Here is a 15,095-nt window from a genome sequence, read left to right as displayed (position 1 = left end):
AGGAACTTGCCATGCTATTAGGTTATGGCGCCGGCGCCGCAGGACTGGTGGCGCTGTTGTTGGCGCTGCTGCCCACCGGCATCCTGCTCGCCTGGTGGGGCTGGCGCTACGCCGCCGCCCGCTGCGGCCGCCCGCGCCCACCGCTCTCCTGGTTCGGTTTTCTGCTGGCCTCGGCGCTGGCGGTCTACCCGGTGGCGTGCGTGCTGATGCTTATCGGCATCACCATCCAGGATTTCAAGAGCGAGCGGGCGGAAAAACGCTGGAATCAACGCAGCTACCTGACGCTCGACGAGGCAAAACCGTTCGGTGAAATCACGCTGCCGAAGGGAAGTTGGGTAAACCGCCAGGAACCACGCCTGCCCGGCACCGAAGACAGCCCTATCACAATGGACGGCGTGACCGCCGTGCGTTTTCCTCAGCCACAGAACGTGGCCGGCGTGCCGATCATCGCCTTCGAGGTTTTACCGCCGGTGATGGAGCTGGCAGGTGCGTATACCTTCATCCGTCCAACCGGCCAAAGGGTGCACTGCGAAGCCGGTTGGCTGGTCTCTTTCTCTTTACCGCCGGATCAGCCAACCCCGCAGTGGGAGGAGTGGCAGGCCGGGTTGCCTGCGGCGGCGTTTCGGCCCAGCGGTTGGGCCTTTAGGGAGTGCTTCTCCGGCAGCCCGATCGCCGTGCTGACCTTGCACAACGGCGAGGTCAGGGTGCTGCCTTAAGCATTACGCCGTGGCGTTGGGCAAGCGCACGGTCACGCGGTTATTGGCCGTGGGCAGTTGCAGCGGCGTTTCCTGCCAGCTCACCGCAATAGTCAATACCGGCGGAGCCGGCACGCGCGGCTCACGCCCGTCGGCTCCCACGCCGTAGGCATCCCATTCAATCACGAACCCCCCGCCGTCTTGCGGCTCTATACGTTCGACGAAAAACGTGGTGTCCGAACCGCGCCCGCACGCCGGTTTGTGCGCATAAGAGAGCAGGCTGAACCACTCGCCGGCGAAATACAGATGGTACAGACCGTCGACAATATGTTCGCCGCGGAACTGGCAGCCGCCGACGCTCAAGCCGTCACCCGCCGGGGATTCCGCCACGCGCTCGAGATCGCGCACGAAGAGATTGGTCGGCCGGTTATCCAGCAACAGCTCATAAGGCGGCGCGTGCAGCAGCGCGGCAGGATCGTTCGCATGGCGCAGATCCGTCGGCAACATCGAGCACGCCGCCAGCACCCGCCCACTGGGCAAGGTGATCTCCAGACGATCTGCCGGCTCCTCAGTCCACTGCGGCACCCATAAACCGCGCACTGGATGCAAGGGAGTGGCTTCCGCCTGCCGACATTTCGCCCGCAGCCGCGCCAGCGCCTCTGCGGAACCGGCGGCCAATGCCGCCTGCTCGCGATCGGTCAGTGCAGGCAGCGCGTACATCACCCGGGCGGCAGGCTCGTACACCGTCAGCCCCTCACCCTCGCGGCTACGGGTCGGGATCAGGCGCAGCTTGCCGCCGTCCACGTCCTGCGGCGCGGCACAGGCACCATGCACAATCGCCCCGTCGCGCAACAGCAGCGTCCAAAAATTGGGGCCGCCCATGCCCAGCTCCCCCACGCCGCCAATCTGCCGGTCACTGTCGCCGGCGTGCGCCATCTCAATCGGCTGCGAGCGCCAGTCGGTTTTGCACCACTCTGCGGCCTCTTCGGGTTCTTGCGCGCCTTTAGCAGCGTATTTCGCCCATTGCAGCACGGCGAACAGCGCGATGCACAGCACGCCGAAAATCGGGTAATCCCGCCAAATCAACAACCAACCGACGATCAAAAGGGCCCAGGCGGCCATGGCAATATCCTTTTCCACGAGAAAACCGCCTGATTCTAGCGCAGGCGGTTAGCGGGGTTGAAGCCTATGCAATGAATAATTAGCCGTCAAATAGAAAGATAATAATTTCAGCGTTATTTCTGTGACTATGAAGATCACATAAATAACGCTTCACAGTATGATTTTAACGTAAAAAGATAACTCCCTGTATCTCAATGCAATATTCTCAGCCTTATTAAAAACCAAAATATAAAGGAGGAAAAAAACGCAATAATTTGTGCATATTCTAAACATTGACTATGTTTATACATACTCTTCATATACAGGTAAAAATACTGAAAAACAAAAGAGCAAGATTCTCAATACAATTAAATAAGCCTCGCACATCGCGTGGGTGAAACACTATTTATTATAAAAATTCCGAGGGTATTTTATTTCCACGGAACGGGTAACCTTGCGTTTTATCAAGCCAATAGGCTACACACCGCAATTAATAACATTATTAGTATTCCGGAGAGCGACAATGAAAATCGTTACAGGCATTATCCTTACCTCTGTAGCCGCCTTCAGCGGCGCGGCTTACGCGGCCGATGCGCAGCCCACTACCGGCAGCGCGGAAGTGACGCTGGAACACGTGCACGCCGTGATGGAAAACGGCAGCCCGGCGCCGCAGCACGACGCCGCCTGCAAAAAAGAACTTTCCATGCCGGAATCTAAATATATCGGCATGAAGGTTAAAACCGATTACACCATCAACAGCAGCACCATGATGATGTCGGCCAAATCGATGTTCCCATCGCCAGATTCCATGAAACCCATGGAGCTGACGGTCGATCTCTCCGCGCTGGGCCTGGCGGATGTGTATGCCTTCGGCGCCTTTAAACCGGCCGCACTGCCGCAGGCCTATATTTATTTCACCATCGACAAGGATTTTAAAAATCCGGTCAGCACCTTTATGATCATTAACCAAGGCAAGCAATATAACTGCGTGATCTCCAGCTCGAATAAAATGATGAGCAAAGAGATGCGCGGCAAGATGATGATGAAAAAACAATAGCGGAATGAAAAGCGGCGCTCCCATTCGCAGGAAGCGCCGCCAGAAAACGCATTAAATCAGACCAGGGTTGTATTTCTGGTTGAACTTCTCTTCCGATTGGAACAGATAAATAATGCCTTCGATAAAGCCGACAATCGCCGGGATCCCCGTCCAGCAGAACAGCAGGTAGAACAGCCCCCACCACTTCATCCCTAAGTAAAACTTGTGAATGCCCAGCCCACCCAGGAAGATGGCCAACAGGGCCGCCGCGAGCTTGTCTTTTCTGCTCATAGTTCACTTCTCCTAACTTCTCACCGAACCACCGGCATGTCCAAAAACGGATGCCGCTCCAGAGAGCGCCGCATCGCAATGCTTGAGGGGAAAACATTCATCCATCAAGACTCAACAGGGGTAATTATAACAGCGGATGATTAAACGGTTGTTTAACCGGCGAAAAGGTAAGCAAAGGGAATCTGAAGGAGGGATGGTGCCGATAATAGGAGTCGAACACTCAATAAATTTCGTGTCTGGTCATCACCTGCCGACCTTCGCAACCGAATGATTTTTGAGCTATTTCACACTTTCTTAAAGGCCATTCATTCTTAGCAGAATAAACGCCCCGACACTTTAGACGGGGAAATCATGAAAGTAAACAAAGATGATCGCTATCTGATAACAGACGCTTACGGCGTGTATTACTGCCGGATAGTGCTTCCGGCGTATTTGCATGACGCTTTCGGAGGAAAGAAGACTCTTGTTCGAAGCCTCAAGACAAGCGATCTCCGTGTGGCACGACGCAAGCGGGATGCAATAGTGACTGAATACGAACGAGTGAGAGAGTTAGCCGCGCCGCCAAAGCCTGACAGCATTCAGGATACGATCAGCTATCTCCAAAGCGTGGCGAAGTATGCCAGAGCGTCACCAGTGGCACAAAGTGCAGAAACAAGAAATAGCAGGCGGGAACCTTCCGCAACACCCAATAATAACAAGGCTAACAAGCTCGCGCCCTCCTGCCCTTCACTGGTAGGTATGCTGGATGTGTATCTGTTACAAAATGCCGATGTTAAGAAGATTGGCACACTGTCAAAAGATAAACGAGCCGTTACTGTGTTTCTGTCTTATCTAAAACGCTCCGACATTCAGCTAAGTGACATTACCCGTACTACCGTAAGCGGATGGTGTGACTACATGAAAGAGAATGGTAGAGCCATACAAACACAGGCTAATTTCCTCTCTTCAATGGCTGGAATCCTCGATCTTGCCGCTGCCCGTTATCACGATGCCCCGCCGCTTGAAAAAAACCCTTTCAGAGGGCATAAGCTCAACACAGCAAAGAGCAGAGAAAGTTATGAAGCATTCACCGATCAGGATGTGATCGCCCTTCTGAGAGGCTTACAGGAAGCCGGAGAGGGGGAATTATTCGATGTGGCAAGCATTGCCGCTTACAGTGGGATGAGGCTTAATGAGATTTGCTCTATGAACGGTCACAGCATAGTGCAGATCGATAATGTATGGTGTTTCAAAATTTATGAAGGTAAGACTTCAAATGCCTGTAGGGTTATTCCTATACATTCTAAAATCCTGCCTATGGCTTTATCTCGAAGAGATAACCCCTACAACGGCTTTTTGTTCTATCGTGCCAGTATCACCAATCGTGAGGACGGCAAGCGCTCTACGTGGCACACACAGCGATTTACACGCATTAAACGGGCTATTCTGCCCGACGATGAAAACAAAGTGTTTCACTCGTACCGCCACACCTGGATCAGCAAGCTAAACGCCGCTGGAGTACCGGAGAGCCGTGTGGCAATTTTGGCGGGTCACGCACCAGGACAAACGGAGAGTTTCAAGACGTATTCTAAGAGTGTTCCTGATCGTATTGTGAAAGAATTGCAGAGTTATGTTGAGCTAATAAGCTACAAATGAAAAAAGGGGCGCAAGCCCCTTTTTAATCTTCTTGTTTGTCGAGGAGGTGTATTGCTTTCCAACATAAAAACATTGTGGCAATACTTGCGCCCTCGCCAATACTTTTCTCACATGCTACAGCGAATGCTTTATTCTGAACTTCTACCCAATCAAATTTGAAAGCATTCAATTCTTCAAGAGTGACTTTGTAATCATGTTTATGCGCATAATTATTTCTCACCTTGTTTATCGCTTTGAATGCAGAGTAGTATTTATTATTGAGCAAGCCCATAGCAAAAGCCAAATCTACTTTTAAATCATAAGAACGGGTAGATCTGAAAAATGCCTTAGGCTCAACAAGGTTCCTTGAAATTAATGTCTCAAGAACTTTTTCAATAAATAGATGCCCCTTCAAAATCGGAGATAATTCCTCTTCTGCAAATACAAGGCGCTCCATAACATGCTGGTCAAGTTCTTCGGAAGACAAATCATCAAAGTTCAATTTAGATTCCTTCAATTTAAATTCAGCACCGACATTTTAGCATAGCCTCCATGCGACAACACAAGTTAGCCACCCGTTGATGATTGACCGCTTAATGCTGACAACGTGAGCGATTGCATGAAGCTGGCTTGTGAAGCTCTCGCCTGGAAATCGACATAATCAGCAAGGCGCGAAGCGTCACTCTGAATTGTTAGCGGTACTTGTGGCGCTACTGTCAGATTAAACACTGGTGCAAGGTTGTACGCTGGCGCGTTACCGCTGGTTAGTGACATTGCAGAACCACGAAGAGAATCACCATTTAGGCTGTATTGATTTGCCGCTGTTCCAGCATTACCACCACCAACGCCCAACCAATCCATGATTGCAGGGCCAAAATCGCGAGTGTCCACGCCCGTCTTAGATTTAATCCAATCCGCTGTAGCATTCGCAGAACCACCCACAGCACCATCGTAGAGCGCCTGGGCCGCTGGCTTATCGCTATCATTGAACCACTGAGGGAAACGAGAACGAAGCCCTGCATTTAGATCAGACACTACGCCGGAAATCTCACCAACAAAGCCCGTCACCTGTTTAGCCAGATCTCCTAATCCCTCTCCAAGCATTCCAGCCGATTCGGTGATCACTTTGGTGTTCTTCACGAGGTCATCACCACCATCGGCGAAGCCTTTCATAAAGCCAGTAAAGAGGCTGTTATCAACGCCATTCATCAGATTACCCATAGCCACAGACAGATCGCCATACTCATAAACCTGCTTGATCATTTCGTCATTCAGCGTCTGACCACTATCAACGAGGCTTTTTAGCGTCTTGTTAAACTCTGCACCATTATTCAGGAATAGATCCGTGTAGTGCATCAGGTCATCACCTAATGATTCGATCAAATTACCAATCTGGGCCTGGCTAAAGCCTCTACGCTGCCCTTCATTCACAGTTGCCTGGATGAAGTCCAGAGGTCTATTTTGAAATTTCTTAACGTCCTCAATGTTCCAGCCAAACTTATTCATGATAGTTGTGATCCCGCCGTCGCCGCCTGTCCATTTTCCATCTTTGAACTGTCCATTTGTAACAGTCATAGCAAGGCGCTCACGTACATCTTTCATGTTATCGACGGCCTTAGACGTGTTAGCGGAGTCTACGCCGTGTTGCTGCCCCCATGCTACCATAGTCTTGATTGCATTAGGATTTGTCTTAACAAGAGCCGACTGTCGCACCAGGTCGAGATTCTCATTCCCTTTGTCAACAATTCGCTGCCCCACTCCGAGGGAGCCAGCCGTTAACGCAAGGCTTCCTAATACCCCACCGCCGATGATGCCGTTTATACCTCTTTCTTTAATGTTAGCCGCCGCCCCTTTATAATCCATTCTCTTCGCTTGACGCTGTGCAATCGCTTGTTGTTGTGTGCTGGCAGTGATACGGGCTTGTAATGCAGCAACACGGCGTAAATCGGTGATACGTTCACGAATGGTAAAATTCATTCTCTGAGAAGAGATAACCCCTTTACGGAATTGTTCAGTTTGTTCCTGAATGAACTTTAAAGCCTCGTATTGTTTTGCAGGGTCTACGCCGTATTTTCCAGCAATTCCGCGAAGCTGTAAGCCAGCAGATTTAAATTTAATGTCTGCTGTTTCATTACGTTTAGCTATTTTGGCTTGTTCCCTTGCCTGAGTTTTAGCAGCTTTATCTGCAATACGTTGTTGTTTAGATTCTGACGATTTAACAGCGTTTTTTAGTTTAGCATCATCGGAAAGGGCTTCCGCTCTTCGCTGATTCTGTTTAAATGTCTTAAATCTGATCTTAGGGTCTTGAATCTTAGCGAAGTGTTTTTGTAAGTCAGCAGCAGCTTTTTTAGCTTCTGCCATACTCGCTTTATCCACCGTAAACGTAACTACGTTTGAGATCTTACTTACATTCAGCTCTAACATTATTTGCTTTCCTTGCTGGTTAGATAATGTAGAGCATCACTAACACTCATCCCTTTATGTAAAAGCTGGCGTAAATGTGTCGGGCTTACTTCCAGCAAACGAGCTACAGCAGAGAGATTTAATAGTTGTTCTGCTGTTGAATTATCAAGGTGCAGATGAACACCTTTACTCTTTAAAATGATTTCCATTGTTTAAACTCCATAGAGGGAAGAATACAAAGTATTTCCCTCCTTACAAATAAAAAAGGGGAAAGCGTATTTCTACGCCCTCCCCTATGCTCATGATTTTCTATTTATGGTCAGCTTGCTGAAACGCTACCGAAAACAATAGCCGTAGGAATGTTGTTAATCGCTAAATAGCTGGTTTCCGTTGCAATAGATGGGAATTGCCATTTAGCATCTGAAACAACATACTGATTGTGAAGGGTGGCAGACTTGCCAAGCGTCAGATGACGAACACCAATACCAGTATGAAGAACAAGCGCGTTTGCAGTGTCAGCCATGCGTGGGATGTAGGCGAAGCCGTCCACACCGATCTTGTCACTAATGAGGCTATAGCCTGTCACATCGATCACCGTGATCCCGTTCAGAGTCCACACCTCGTAAGCAGGGTTACTCTCTACAGTTCGTGTATAGAAGTTGTCAGAACTATTTACGCTTAGGGTGTACACCATAAAATCTTTAATAGATGGATGGTAACGCAGAGCCTTAGCAGCAGCGCCAGAAGCCAGGATCACAGCACCTTGTTTCTGTTGTGCCAGCCCTTCACCAAGAGCCACATTCTGAATACGGGCAATCTCGCTTAGTTGTTCGAAGATGTTCGCAGTGTCGGAAGTGTCCAGGGTGTATTCTGTACGAGTACCGCCAGCAAGGAAATCAAGATCGCCTTGTCCTGCATAGTCGCTATTAACACGAAGTCCTAACAGAGCATTCACCAGATCAATTTCAACGGCGTTTTCTGCCATAGAATACTGGCTATCTGAGAAATCACTCAATGCAATTGACACCTGATCGGCAGTGTCAGCAATTCCACGCGCGGCGTATTGTTGCAGGTCAAGAGAGGTTACACTGTTTAGAATACCGTGGTATTTAAGCTGGTATAGTGCATTGCTAAATTCTGGACGTTGTGCAGAGTTCCAATCGCTTTGAGCGTATGGGCTATTTTCCTTAGCCACCAGATTTTTAACATCGGTAATCTTTTCGAGGGCGATCAGATTTACGTTGTGGGATTCCTGACGGAATAAGCCCAGATTTGAAATAATACGGTTTAGCTGAGTGCTGAAAGTGAACGGGCTTGTAAAACTGTCGTACACTACACCAGAGAATAAATCTTTAGACATTATTTTAATTTCCTTATTAGGTAGTGCGTAGTGCTACAGTGTCAAAATCAGTGAAAGTAAAGCCAAGGGTTGCTAATTGCGCTTGAGCCAGAGATTTATCCAGGCTTCCAAATTCAACGCCAACCAGGGCTAAAATAGTATGTTCTGGAGAAGCTACAATAAACGCCTTATCACCAGCGCGTGCAGGTTCTACGACAACATACGCAATGTCACCAGGGGTGGCAGCTTTTGCACCTGTTGCGGTTACGAGATCGCCAACAATGAGATCGGCAGGAATACCGGATTCCACACGGATCAGCTTGTCCTGCATAATTGCATCAGATGCGTAAGCCACCACTTTATAACGGGCGTGGCTGTTATCCCCGTTTAATTTTTGAAATGTTCCAAATTGCATTGGTTATTTTCCTTTTGCTATTGCTATTATTTTTAATCGTTTCTCAAGCCCTGATAATGGGTGAGGGGTATTTGATTTTGTGATCGTGGCGGTAGGCCAGAATTTTTCTGTAGCCGCTCGAATCTCTTCTACACTTACTCCGAATACATCAGCAGCTTGTTTAATCATCTTTTCAGTGAGGACAAGTGAAGAGGATTTGTGAGTGATCACACGGTCATAGTTCATTAGAAAAATTGCTTTGTTTCCTTAACAAATTTGTTACTACAGGGGTGAAATAAACCCCAATTAAGGGGCTTATTGGGAGGCTGGCAATCTTAGGAGGAAATCCAGCCGAGATTATTAAACGTGTTTCCACGCTGGCAATAATAATCTATGGAATCTCATTAGCTATTCAACCTTTCGGGAAGCTCAATAATTAATAAGAGGGGTGCTTACATTACTGTAAGCTACAGGCAAACCATTATTCAAACACTTGATCATGTAGACATGAAACAGTTTCCCATTCATTTAAATAATGTCGTCTGACAACTACACGTTGTTATAAACAAAGTAATAGCTGTAAAGAGCGGAATTGCTCTTCTATAAAATCACTCGTTGTGAATTATTGCTTTCAAAGGGAAGGTGTTCTCCACCGGATACCCCCTATTTATTGAGAAGAGGCAATAAATAAAGCAGTGGAGAATCCTTGCTAGAAACAAACGAAACGTAGCAATAAAGAACACAACCAAAAATCAAGAGGAATGATTTTAGAGAAGAGGACTATCCCTACAAGGGGAGGAATAGCCATCTATGGGAGAAGTGATTCGAATACTTACCCTATAACTTATTATGACATAAAAAGCACAAATTGTCAAGCTATTTCGTAACACTTATGTTATAGCGCATTCCTCTGTAATACCAGAGGATTTGAATTCTTCAATAATTTCATCCACTTGCTCTTTAACATCCTGAATGCTTGCTACAAGTTCGTTAAGCTCTTCCAGCAATGCCGGATCATCCTGTAGCCCTTCAACCTGCATACAAGCTGTAGAGATGCTCCCTAACTCGCTACAAGCCGTCATCATAAGCGCCACCACCTGCATCAGGCTTTGCGGTGTTCTGTCTCTCTGCATGGTGTTTACAGCTTCCAGGAGTGGGGCGTGATGTTCATAGTGGAATTGGTGCAGGACGTCTGTTAGCCATTCTGGGTGATTATTCTGCATCTTGCATACGCTCCTTAATAGCTTTGATAGCCTGAATCCCTGCCAGGAATGGCGCGGCCTCTGTAGCCAGTACATCAACGATAAGTGAGATCTCTTCTATTTTATTTTCTTTTTCGAGAGAGAGGGCTTGTCCGAATAGGTATTCTACGTATTCAACACGTTCTTTAAAATGTGGGTGTTGTGTGATTTCTTCAATCATAGTTGTCATTCTCCGTTAAAAATAAGCCGTCAAGTTCTCTCAATCCGGCTACGGTGTTATTTATCTGGTTATAAGTGATGTAATGCTCAAGGGATGAGAAGCCCAGGCATTGCCATTTCTTCAAATTTGAATCATCCCAACTATAAACTTTGCGTCTACGTGGTTTGTAATACAATCCGCTCGAACTTTCGAGAAGATCATTTAACGCGGCCCACTCTTCCACAGAGGGCGGTGTTGAATGTACTTCTGTCATTGTTTCAATTAATTCCCCTGGAATTTCTTCCAGAGATTTTACATAAAGACGGGTGTTTTTTTTGATTCTGCTTTTATTCTCTCGCTCAAGGCGGGAGAGCGTATTTCTTTCTTTTCGTCCCATTAATTCCTCGTAGAGGGAAACTTCCGTTTTTTCTCGTTAATGTCCATACTGCGTAAAATGCAAATAACCAATACATAGCGATGATCATAAAAGTTTCCCGTATTGTTTCTTAGTTGGTTGTAGTAATGAAGCTCACCGCTTCGTTTACGGTAATGTCGTAATACTTGCCGTGGCGTTCCATTGTAATAACGGCTGCATCGTGCATTAATAACATCCAATAACGCGCCCCGCTTTCGCTTATACCCACACCATCAGCAATGTGTTTCACGGTGGCTTTTATTGCTCCGCTTTCACGTTTAAGAGATGCAAGGTGATAATAAAGACGTTGGCAGACAGTGTTACATTCTATTTGATGATGTGTGGCTTCGTTCAATAGGTATAGTTTATTCAATGTTACTCCTAAGTTTGTTGTGATCGTTCGTATGCTCCGCGTTTGGTTTTAAGATACTGGATTGAATGTTGATTTATTAACTTCCCCTGACTCTCAAACATTGCCAGATAAGGCAAATCAAAGTCATTAAATCCAGTAAACTGATCTGCATCGTTGTAGCGTTCCAAATACCACCAATCCCGGTTTTCATCTCGTGGCGTTTTAAACTCGAACGGGGAGACGGTTTGCTGTTTGGAGGGTGCTTTCCTTGCCGCTGGTTTCTTCGTGGGCTTTGGCTTGGGTGCTGGCTTCACTTTTTCCGGCGCTGGCGCTTCCTCTTCCGGTGCTTCGTCAAGGTCACACATCGGATCGTCGCTTTGCTCCTCCGGCTGAACGGCTGGCGCGGATTCTTTGGCGTTACCAAACACGGGATGTTTCAGACAATCCACCCAGACAGGCTTTTTTGCCGTCCCGGTGTTACGTTCGAGAAGAAATAATTCTGGAGTGAGATCGACAACTGTCCATTCGTAAGTTTTTCCAAATCTCTTTTTGGTTAGCAGTCCGGCGGCTTCCATTCTGCCAATTGCACTGCTCACTGTACCAACGTCAGAAACACCGATTGCCTCAGCGATACTTTCAATGGTGTCGTAGTGCTTACCAGTTGTATAATACTTATTGTCTGTTGATTGGTCGGTGAATAAATGAAATCTCTTTCGGAGGATCATGTATGATAATTTATCGTTACCGATTAGCTTTACTGACTCGCCTGTTTTGAGATTTGTAATTCGAGTTGCTGATAATAATGCTTCTTCGATTGAGGCGTATTTGTATACTTCCCCGTCGATAAAGTTGTTCTTTGCCATCGTTGTTTGCTCCTATGTATGCTCAGTAAATTACGAATGCTCTTCATTTAGTTTTCTCCGCTTCTCATTCGTGGGGTGGGTGTTAACGCTGGAACGCTGCTATTACGCGCCAGCTTTCGAGTATTTGACCGCCAGACTTTGGCATTCTTCAAGAAGGAGTGCGCTTACGCTCATTTTTCGGCGCTTCGCTTCTTTGAATAAAATCTGAAATGTCTCATCCGGGATCATTAACGATGTGGACGGCGGTAGTTTGGTTTTCTTCTCGATCATTCTGGTTTCTCCTTCTGGGTTAGCTGGTCACTGGGGTGAAGTTTGGCGTTGCTCGCCATTCATCAAAGCGTCGGATCGCTTCTTCGAACATCTCCACTCTATCTGGCTGTTCTCGCTTACGTGCTCGGACAAGTGAACTGTAAACAAGTGTTCGTGTTGTTCGGCCTGTGATCAAATCCGCGTAGATTTGGTCAACATTGAAGTAACGCATGTTGTTTGCTCCTGTTTGGTTTTCTCCAGACGCAAAAAAGCCCCCGCACCAAAAAACCTGGTGGAGGCTGCAATTCATGCGTATGGAATGTTGTTAGATGAGGTAGATGATAATGATTATCACCATACTTTTAATAATACACTAAAAGCACACTTGCTGTCAAGCTATTTTTCAATAACTTCGAAAAAGTCAAGCGCATTACATGCTTTTTACCAAAAACCTGGAGTTGCTGTCAATCAAAATTTATGATAGAAATTGCCACCAGAGACGACAGCCATAATAAACACACAAAACAGTCTGTAACGCTCTCTGCGGCGTTCTAACGCATTCAGGCTACCAATACCAACCACCCTATTAAAATCGCTCTACGGGCTTCCTGTGCGTTCTGGTGACGTATGGCGCACCTCTGGCACTTACTCCCGAAACCAATAGCACAACTACAGAGGGATAACGGTAGTTATCAGGATAGTAGGTGTTGGTATTGGATTGAGGCTGGATGAACTGGAGCCATCAGCGAACAGTGAAGCCTTAGCCACTGACTTACTGAAACCTTGCATGGGTGAACGTTAGTTCATGAATGGATGGTTGAAGTTAGTCAGCTTATCAGATGGACAATCAACGGTAGTTGGTTGGTCAGATGGTAATTCCGCGCACAGCGCAATGGTATTCGCCCACGGCGAAAGCGATCTCTTGCCGATGGCAAATAATCGTTCGTGCCTGACTCTCGTCAGAAACGAAGTTTGCACGAGTTCAGAAGATACAGAGTAACGCTTTGCTGCGTCGTGAGCGGCTGACCGAGGAGCCACCCAAAGGCGAAACAGGTCACTTGCCAGGCGATACACGCCAGCAAATGATCTTTGCGACAAGCGCAAAACACAGATCTTTTAGAAATCTCTTTCTTTAGAATCGATTTCTAAAATCTCTTTCTATTGGGCGGGTTTTTCCCTGGTATCAGAGCCGAATACTTGGGTTTTTCCCGTGTATCCATTCTGAACAGTCGGGTTTTTCCCGTGTATCCTTCATCCTGCTAATTTCGATAGACGGGTTTTTCCCCGTGTATTACGAGAGTACCAAAACGTTACTTTCAGCCCTTCCCCCAACGGTAGACCGTCGCCCTGCTCACTACGAATCGCACATACAACAACACCTAAGATTAATCTTAGATTAACCAAAGGTTATCCCTATCAAACTGGAGCGTAATCCGCTGGTAATTCGCAGGTAAAGAAAGCCATTAATACGGGGGAAAGTTGCCATAGCCATCAAGATAGTAACAAATGAAACTATAACTCATGTTACATAAAACCTTACGCCGTGCGGCTCACAGCGATCATTGTCCACAATGAGCACTTCATGATAGGTGCAATGTGTTGAACGAGTTTTCTAAATTGAAACGATGTTTCTTTTTCCATGCTCAGAATCCATTCATTTGATAATCATTCTCAACAACTCAAATCACATCGCCACAAATGAGAAAGCTTCTCATTTACAGTGCAATGCCTCTACCTCAAGGTTGTGTAGTAATGTGAGATAGAACACCCAACCTATTGATTTAATTAACACACATCGCTTTACCTTCACCCTTCCTCTCTATGGTATGCAATGAATCTGCATAAACCGTGCATAGCCTCGCCAGTATTTGGCAACGTTCAAACATCTGTTTAGACTTGCCAACATTATGATTTTGTTAAGGATATTTCGTATTTGTGCGAGTTTTGAACAGGAGGCCGTGCTTCTTCGCGTTCAGTAGTGCTGGAAATGGCGCAACCTTCCACCACCTTCAATAAAAATGTGAGATTGAATAGTTGTAACTCACTGAAAATGATCATAATCTTATTTCACAGTTTCAAGATTGATGGAGATAAGTTGATGGCGACCACGAAGATAATCACCCAAGCAGAGGCGTTTAAGCTGATAAGCTGGCTTGAGAGTCATAACAAACAGCTATTCGCAGACGTAGCGGTAACAATGGCCTCTTTATGCTTACGTGTCGGGGATACGGTGAATTTGAAGTTCAGCCAGTTCAAGGAGGGAAATACGCTGGAAGTGCTGGAGAGTAAGACGGGCAAGAAGAAAGAAATCATCGTCCCTGCCAAGGTGTGGGAGATTGTAGAACGTCGCCGCCAGGCCTTCCCGAAAGACGAATACGTTTTCACGTCACACAGCAACCGTGCATCAGGAAAATCGCCTGTCAGCCGTGAACAGGTGAACCGTGAGATCAAACAGGCTGCGGAGAGTGTCGGGATTAAAGGAACGGTAGGCTGTCACAGCTTTAGAAAATTTGCATCTACACAAATTTTTGAGCAATCCAATGGCAACCTTGCCTTAGCAATGAAAGCGCTGAACCATTCAGATCCTAAAGTGACCATGAACTATTTGAAGATTGACGTTAAAAGCGTGGGCGCTGCCCTTGCAAACATTTGGGAGTGATCAACATGAAACGCTTACTTTACGTGCTGGTACTGCTGCCGCTGGCGGCTCATGCAGGACAAATTACGATGACTCACCCAGAGGAGGAACAGACGGAGAACGGAAAAACGCTATGCACGTATCAGAACAGCAATTACCTGTTCACCTACGTAACTGAGGGGAAATGTCCCTATACGAAAACCTTCAATACAGAGGATTCGGAAGAGTGAAAAAGGAAGAAGAGCTAATCACCAGCTTTATCTGGTGTGGTGCTACGGTGTGCGTTTATACGCAGGTAGTGAAG

At 46.9% G+C, this 15,095-nt stretch carries 19 protein-coding genes; 5 read left to right on the top strand and 14 right to left on the bottom strand.

Going from position 1 to position 15,095, the window contains the following annotated elements; genetic code table 11:
- Positions 1-11 precede the first annotated feature (11 nt).
- Positions 12-716 carry a hypothetical protein gene (locus tag EGY12_RS11610; RefSeq protein WP_123893706.1) on the top strand — a complete coding sequence of 235 codons (705 nt, stop codon included), beginning with the start codon at positions 12-14 and terminating at the stop codon, positions 714-716.
- A gap of 3 nt (positions 717-719) precedes the next feature.
- Here the strand turns inward: EGY12_RS11610 and EGY12_RS11605 are convergent, their stop codons facing one another.
- A complete protein-coding gene (locus EGY12_RS11605) occupies positions 720-1,835 on the bottom strand; it encodes a hypothetical protein (RefSeq protein ID WP_253722954.1) in 1,116 nt (371 codons plus the stop codon).
- A 484-nt stretch (positions 1,836-2,319) separates the two neighbouring features.
- Between EGY12_RS11605 and EGY12_RS11600 the strand changes: the two genes are divergently transcribed.
- On the top strand, positions 2,320-2,853 hold the full coding sequence (locus EGY12_RS11600; RefSeq protein WP_123893704.1) for a hypothetical protein: 534 nt from the start codon (positions 2,320-2,322) through the stop codon (positions 2,851-2,853).
- A 51-nt stretch (positions 2,854-2,904) separates the two neighbouring features.
- Here EGY12_RS11600 and EGY12_RS11595 read toward each other — a convergent pair whose 3' ends face one another.
- Complete coding sequence (locus EGY12_RS11595) at positions 2,905-3,123, bottom strand: TM2 domain-containing protein (protein WP_015376761.1); 219 nt, start codon at positions 3,121-3,123, stop codon at positions 2,905-2,907.
- Positions 3,124-3,474: 351 nt separating this feature from the next.
- Here EGY12_RS11595 and EGY12_RS11590 point away from each other — a divergent pair, with 351 nt between their 5' ends.
- Positions 3,475-4,758, top strand: coding sequence for a tyrosine-type recombinase/integrase (locus EGY12_RS11590; RefSeq protein ID WP_032748131.1), 1,284 nt, complete (start codon positions 3,475-3,477; stop codon positions 4,756-4,758).
- Positions 4,759-4,780: 22 nt separating this feature from the next.
- Here EGY12_RS11590 and EGY12_RS11585 read toward each other — a convergent pair whose 3' ends face one another.
- The 12 genes from EGY12_RS11585 to EGY12_RS23355 form a co-directional block, all read right to left on the bottom strand.
- Positions 4,781-5,239 (bottom strand): hypothetical protein, encoded by a 459-nt coding sequence (locus EGY12_RS11585; protein WP_032748134.1) that lies wholly within the window; start codon positions 5,237-5,239, stop codon positions 4,781-4,783.
- A 65-nt stretch (positions 5,240-5,304) separates the two neighbouring features.
- Positions 5,305-7,161 (bottom strand): hypothetical protein, encoded by a 1,857-nt coding sequence (locus EGY12_RS11580; protein ID WP_045330361.1) that lies wholly within the window; start codon positions 7,159-7,161, stop codon positions 5,305-5,307.
- Positions 7,161-7,349: a hypothetical protein gene (locus EGY12_RS11575; RefSeq protein ID WP_072050011.1), complete on the bottom strand. Its 189-nt coding sequence runs from the start codon at positions 7,347-7,349 to the stop codon at positions 7,161-7,163. Before EGY12_RS11575 ends, EGY12_RS11580 begins: the two co-directional genes overlap by 1 nt.
- A gap of 110 nt (positions 7,350-7,459) precedes the next feature.
- A complete protein-coding gene (locus EGY12_RS11570; protein ID WP_008321365.1) occupies positions 7,460-8,500 on the bottom strand; it encodes a major capsid protein in 1,041 nt (346 codons plus the stop codon).
- A gap of 16 nt (positions 8,501-8,516) precedes the next feature.
- Positions 8,517-8,894 carry a hypothetical protein gene (locus tag EGY12_RS11565; RefSeq protein ID WP_123893702.1) on the bottom strand — a complete coding sequence of 126 codons (378 nt, stop codon included), beginning with the start codon at positions 8,892-8,894 and terminating at the stop codon, positions 8,517-8,519.
- A gap of 3 nt (positions 8,895-8,897) precedes the next feature.
- Entirely contained in the window at positions 8,898-9,119 is a 222-nt protein-coding gene (locus EGY12_RS11560) for a hypothetical protein (RefSeq protein WP_003026872.1), read from the bottom strand.
- 644 nt (positions 9,120-9,763) lie between these two features.
- Positions 9,764-10,096, bottom strand: a complete 333-nt coding sequence (locus tag EGY12_RS11555) for a hypothetical protein (RefSeq protein ID WP_045330364.1) — start codon at positions 10,094-10,096, stop codon at positions 9,764-9,766.
- Positions 10,086-10,295, bottom strand: coding sequence for a hypothetical protein (locus EGY12_RS11550; RefSeq protein WP_003026879.1), 210 nt, complete (start codon positions 10,293-10,295; stop codon positions 10,086-10,088). Before EGY12_RS11550 ends, EGY12_RS11555 begins: the two co-directional genes overlap by 11 nt.
- Positions 10,288-10,671 carry a hypothetical protein gene (locus tag EGY12_RS11545; protein WP_064547687.1) on the bottom strand — a complete coding sequence of 128 codons (384 nt, stop codon included), beginning with the start codon at positions 10,669-10,671 and terminating at the stop codon, positions 10,288-10,290. The genes EGY12_RS11550 and EGY12_RS11545 overlap by 8 nt, the downstream gene beginning before the upstream one ends.
- Before the next feature lie 109 nt (positions 10,672-10,780).
- Positions 10,781-11,062, bottom strand: coding sequence for a hypothetical protein (locus tag EGY12_RS11540; protein ID WP_008321362.1), 282 nt, complete (start codon positions 11,060-11,062; stop codon positions 10,781-10,783).
- Positions 11,063-11,070: 8 nt separating this feature from the next.
- Positions 11,071-11,904, bottom strand: coding sequence for a winged helix-turn-helix domain-containing protein (locus tag EGY12_RS11535; protein ID WP_045330366.1), 834 nt, complete (start codon positions 11,902-11,904; stop codon positions 11,071-11,073).
- 102 nt (positions 11,905-12,006) lie between these two features.
- Entirely contained in the window at positions 12,007-12,174 is a 168-nt protein-coding gene (locus EGY12_RS23355) for a hypothetical protein (RefSeq protein ID WP_165602410.1), read from the bottom strand.
- A gap of 1,966 nt (positions 12,175-14,140) precedes the next feature.
- Here EGY12_RS23355 and EGY12_RS11520 point away from each other — a divergent pair.
- Together EGY12_RS11520 and EGY12_RS11515 are read left to right on the top strand one after the other, a co-directional pair.
- The gene (locus EGY12_RS11520; RefSeq protein WP_227658507.1) at positions 14,141-14,812 is read left to right on the top strand and encodes a tyrosine-type recombinase/integrase; all 672 of its coding nucleotides are present in this window, start codon (positions 14,141-14,143) and stop codon (positions 14,810-14,812) included.
- 5 nt (positions 14,813-14,817) lie between these two features.
- Positions 14,818-15,021 carry a hypothetical protein gene (locus EGY12_RS11515; protein WP_032750067.1) on the top strand — a complete coding sequence of 68 codons (204 nt, stop codon included), beginning with the start codon at positions 14,818-14,820 and terminating at the stop codon, positions 15,019-15,021.
- Positions 15,022-15,095 lie beyond the last annotated feature (74 nt).

The sequence above is a fragment of the Serratia sp. FDAARGOS_506 genome (assembly GCF_003812745.1).
GTDB lineage: Bacteria > Pseudomonadota > Gammaproteobacteria > Enterobacterales > Enterobacteriaceae > Serratia.
The sequence above is the reverse complement of the archived record's forward strand: the minus strand, read 5'-3'. Positions and strand labels throughout refer to the sequence as shown.

What these genes read in the sequence shown, in the direction of transcription:
- EGY12_RS11550 (WP_003026879.1), bottom strand. Translation starts at nt 10,295, where the DNA reads ATGATTGAAGAAATCACACAACACCCACATTTTAAAGAACGTGTTGAA.
- EGY12_RS11515 (WP_032750067.1), top strand. Translation starts at nt 14,818, where the DNA reads ATGAAACGCTTACTTTACGTGCTGGTACTGCTGCCGCTGGCGGCTCAT.
- EGY12_RS11600 (WP_123893704.1), top strand. Translation starts at nt 2,320, where the DNA reads ATGAAAATCGTTACAGGCATTATCCTTACCTCTGTAGCCGCCTTCAGC.
- EGY12_RS11555 (WP_045330364.1), bottom strand. Translation starts at nt 10,096, where the DNA reads ATGCAGAATAATCACCCAGAATGGCTAACAGACGTCCTGCACCAATTC.
- EGY12_RS11560 (WP_003026872.1), bottom strand. Translation starts at nt 9,119, where the DNA reads ATGAACTATGACCGTGTGATCACTCACAAATCCTCTTCACTTGTCCTC.
- EGY12_RS11565 (WP_123893702.1), bottom strand. Translation starts at nt 8,894, where the DNA reads ATGCAATTTGGAACATTTCAAAAATTAAACGGGGATAACAGCCACGCC.
- EGY12_RS11520 (WP_227658507.1), top strand. Translation starts at nt 14,141, where the DNA reads ATGGCGCAACCTTCCACCACCTTCAATAAAAATGTGAGATTGAATAGT.
- EGY12_RS11595 (WP_015376761.1), bottom strand. Translation starts at nt 3,123, where the DNA reads ATGAGCAGAAAAGACAAGCTCGCGGCGGCCCTGTTGGCCATCTTCCTG.
- EGY12_RS11580 (WP_045330361.1), bottom strand. Translation starts at nt 7,161, where the DNA reads ATGTTAGAGCTGAATGTAAGTAAGATCTCAAACGTAGTTACGTTTACG.
- EGY12_RS11610 (WP_123893706.1), top strand. Translation starts at nt 12, where the DNA reads ATGCTATTAGGTTATGGCGCCGGCGCCGCAGGACTGGTGGCGCTGTTG.
- EGY12_RS11535 (WP_045330366.1), bottom strand. Translation starts at nt 11,904, where the DNA reads ATGGCAAAGAACAACTTTATCGACGGGGAAGTATACAAATACGCCTCA.
- EGY12_RS11545 (WP_064547687.1), bottom strand. Translation starts at nt 10,671, where the DNA reads ATGGGACGAAAAGAAAGAAATACGCTCTCCCGCCTTGAGCGAGAGAAT.
- EGY12_RS23355 (WP_165602410.1), bottom strand. Translation starts at nt 12,174, where the DNA reads ATGATCGAGAAGAAAACCAAACTACCGCCGTCCACATCGTTAATGATC.
- EGY12_RS11590 (WP_032748131.1), top strand. Translation starts at nt 3,475, where the DNA reads ATGAAAGTAAACAAAGATGATCGCTATCTGATAACAGACGCTTACGGC.
- EGY12_RS11570 (WP_008321365.1), bottom strand. Translation starts at nt 8,500, where the DNA reads ATGTCTAAAGATTTATTCTCTGGTGTAGTGTACGACAGTTTTACAAGC.
- EGY12_RS11575 (WP_072050011.1), bottom strand. Translation starts at nt 7,349, where the DNA reads ATGGAAATCATTTTAAAGAGTAAAGGTGTTCATCTGCACCTTGATAAT.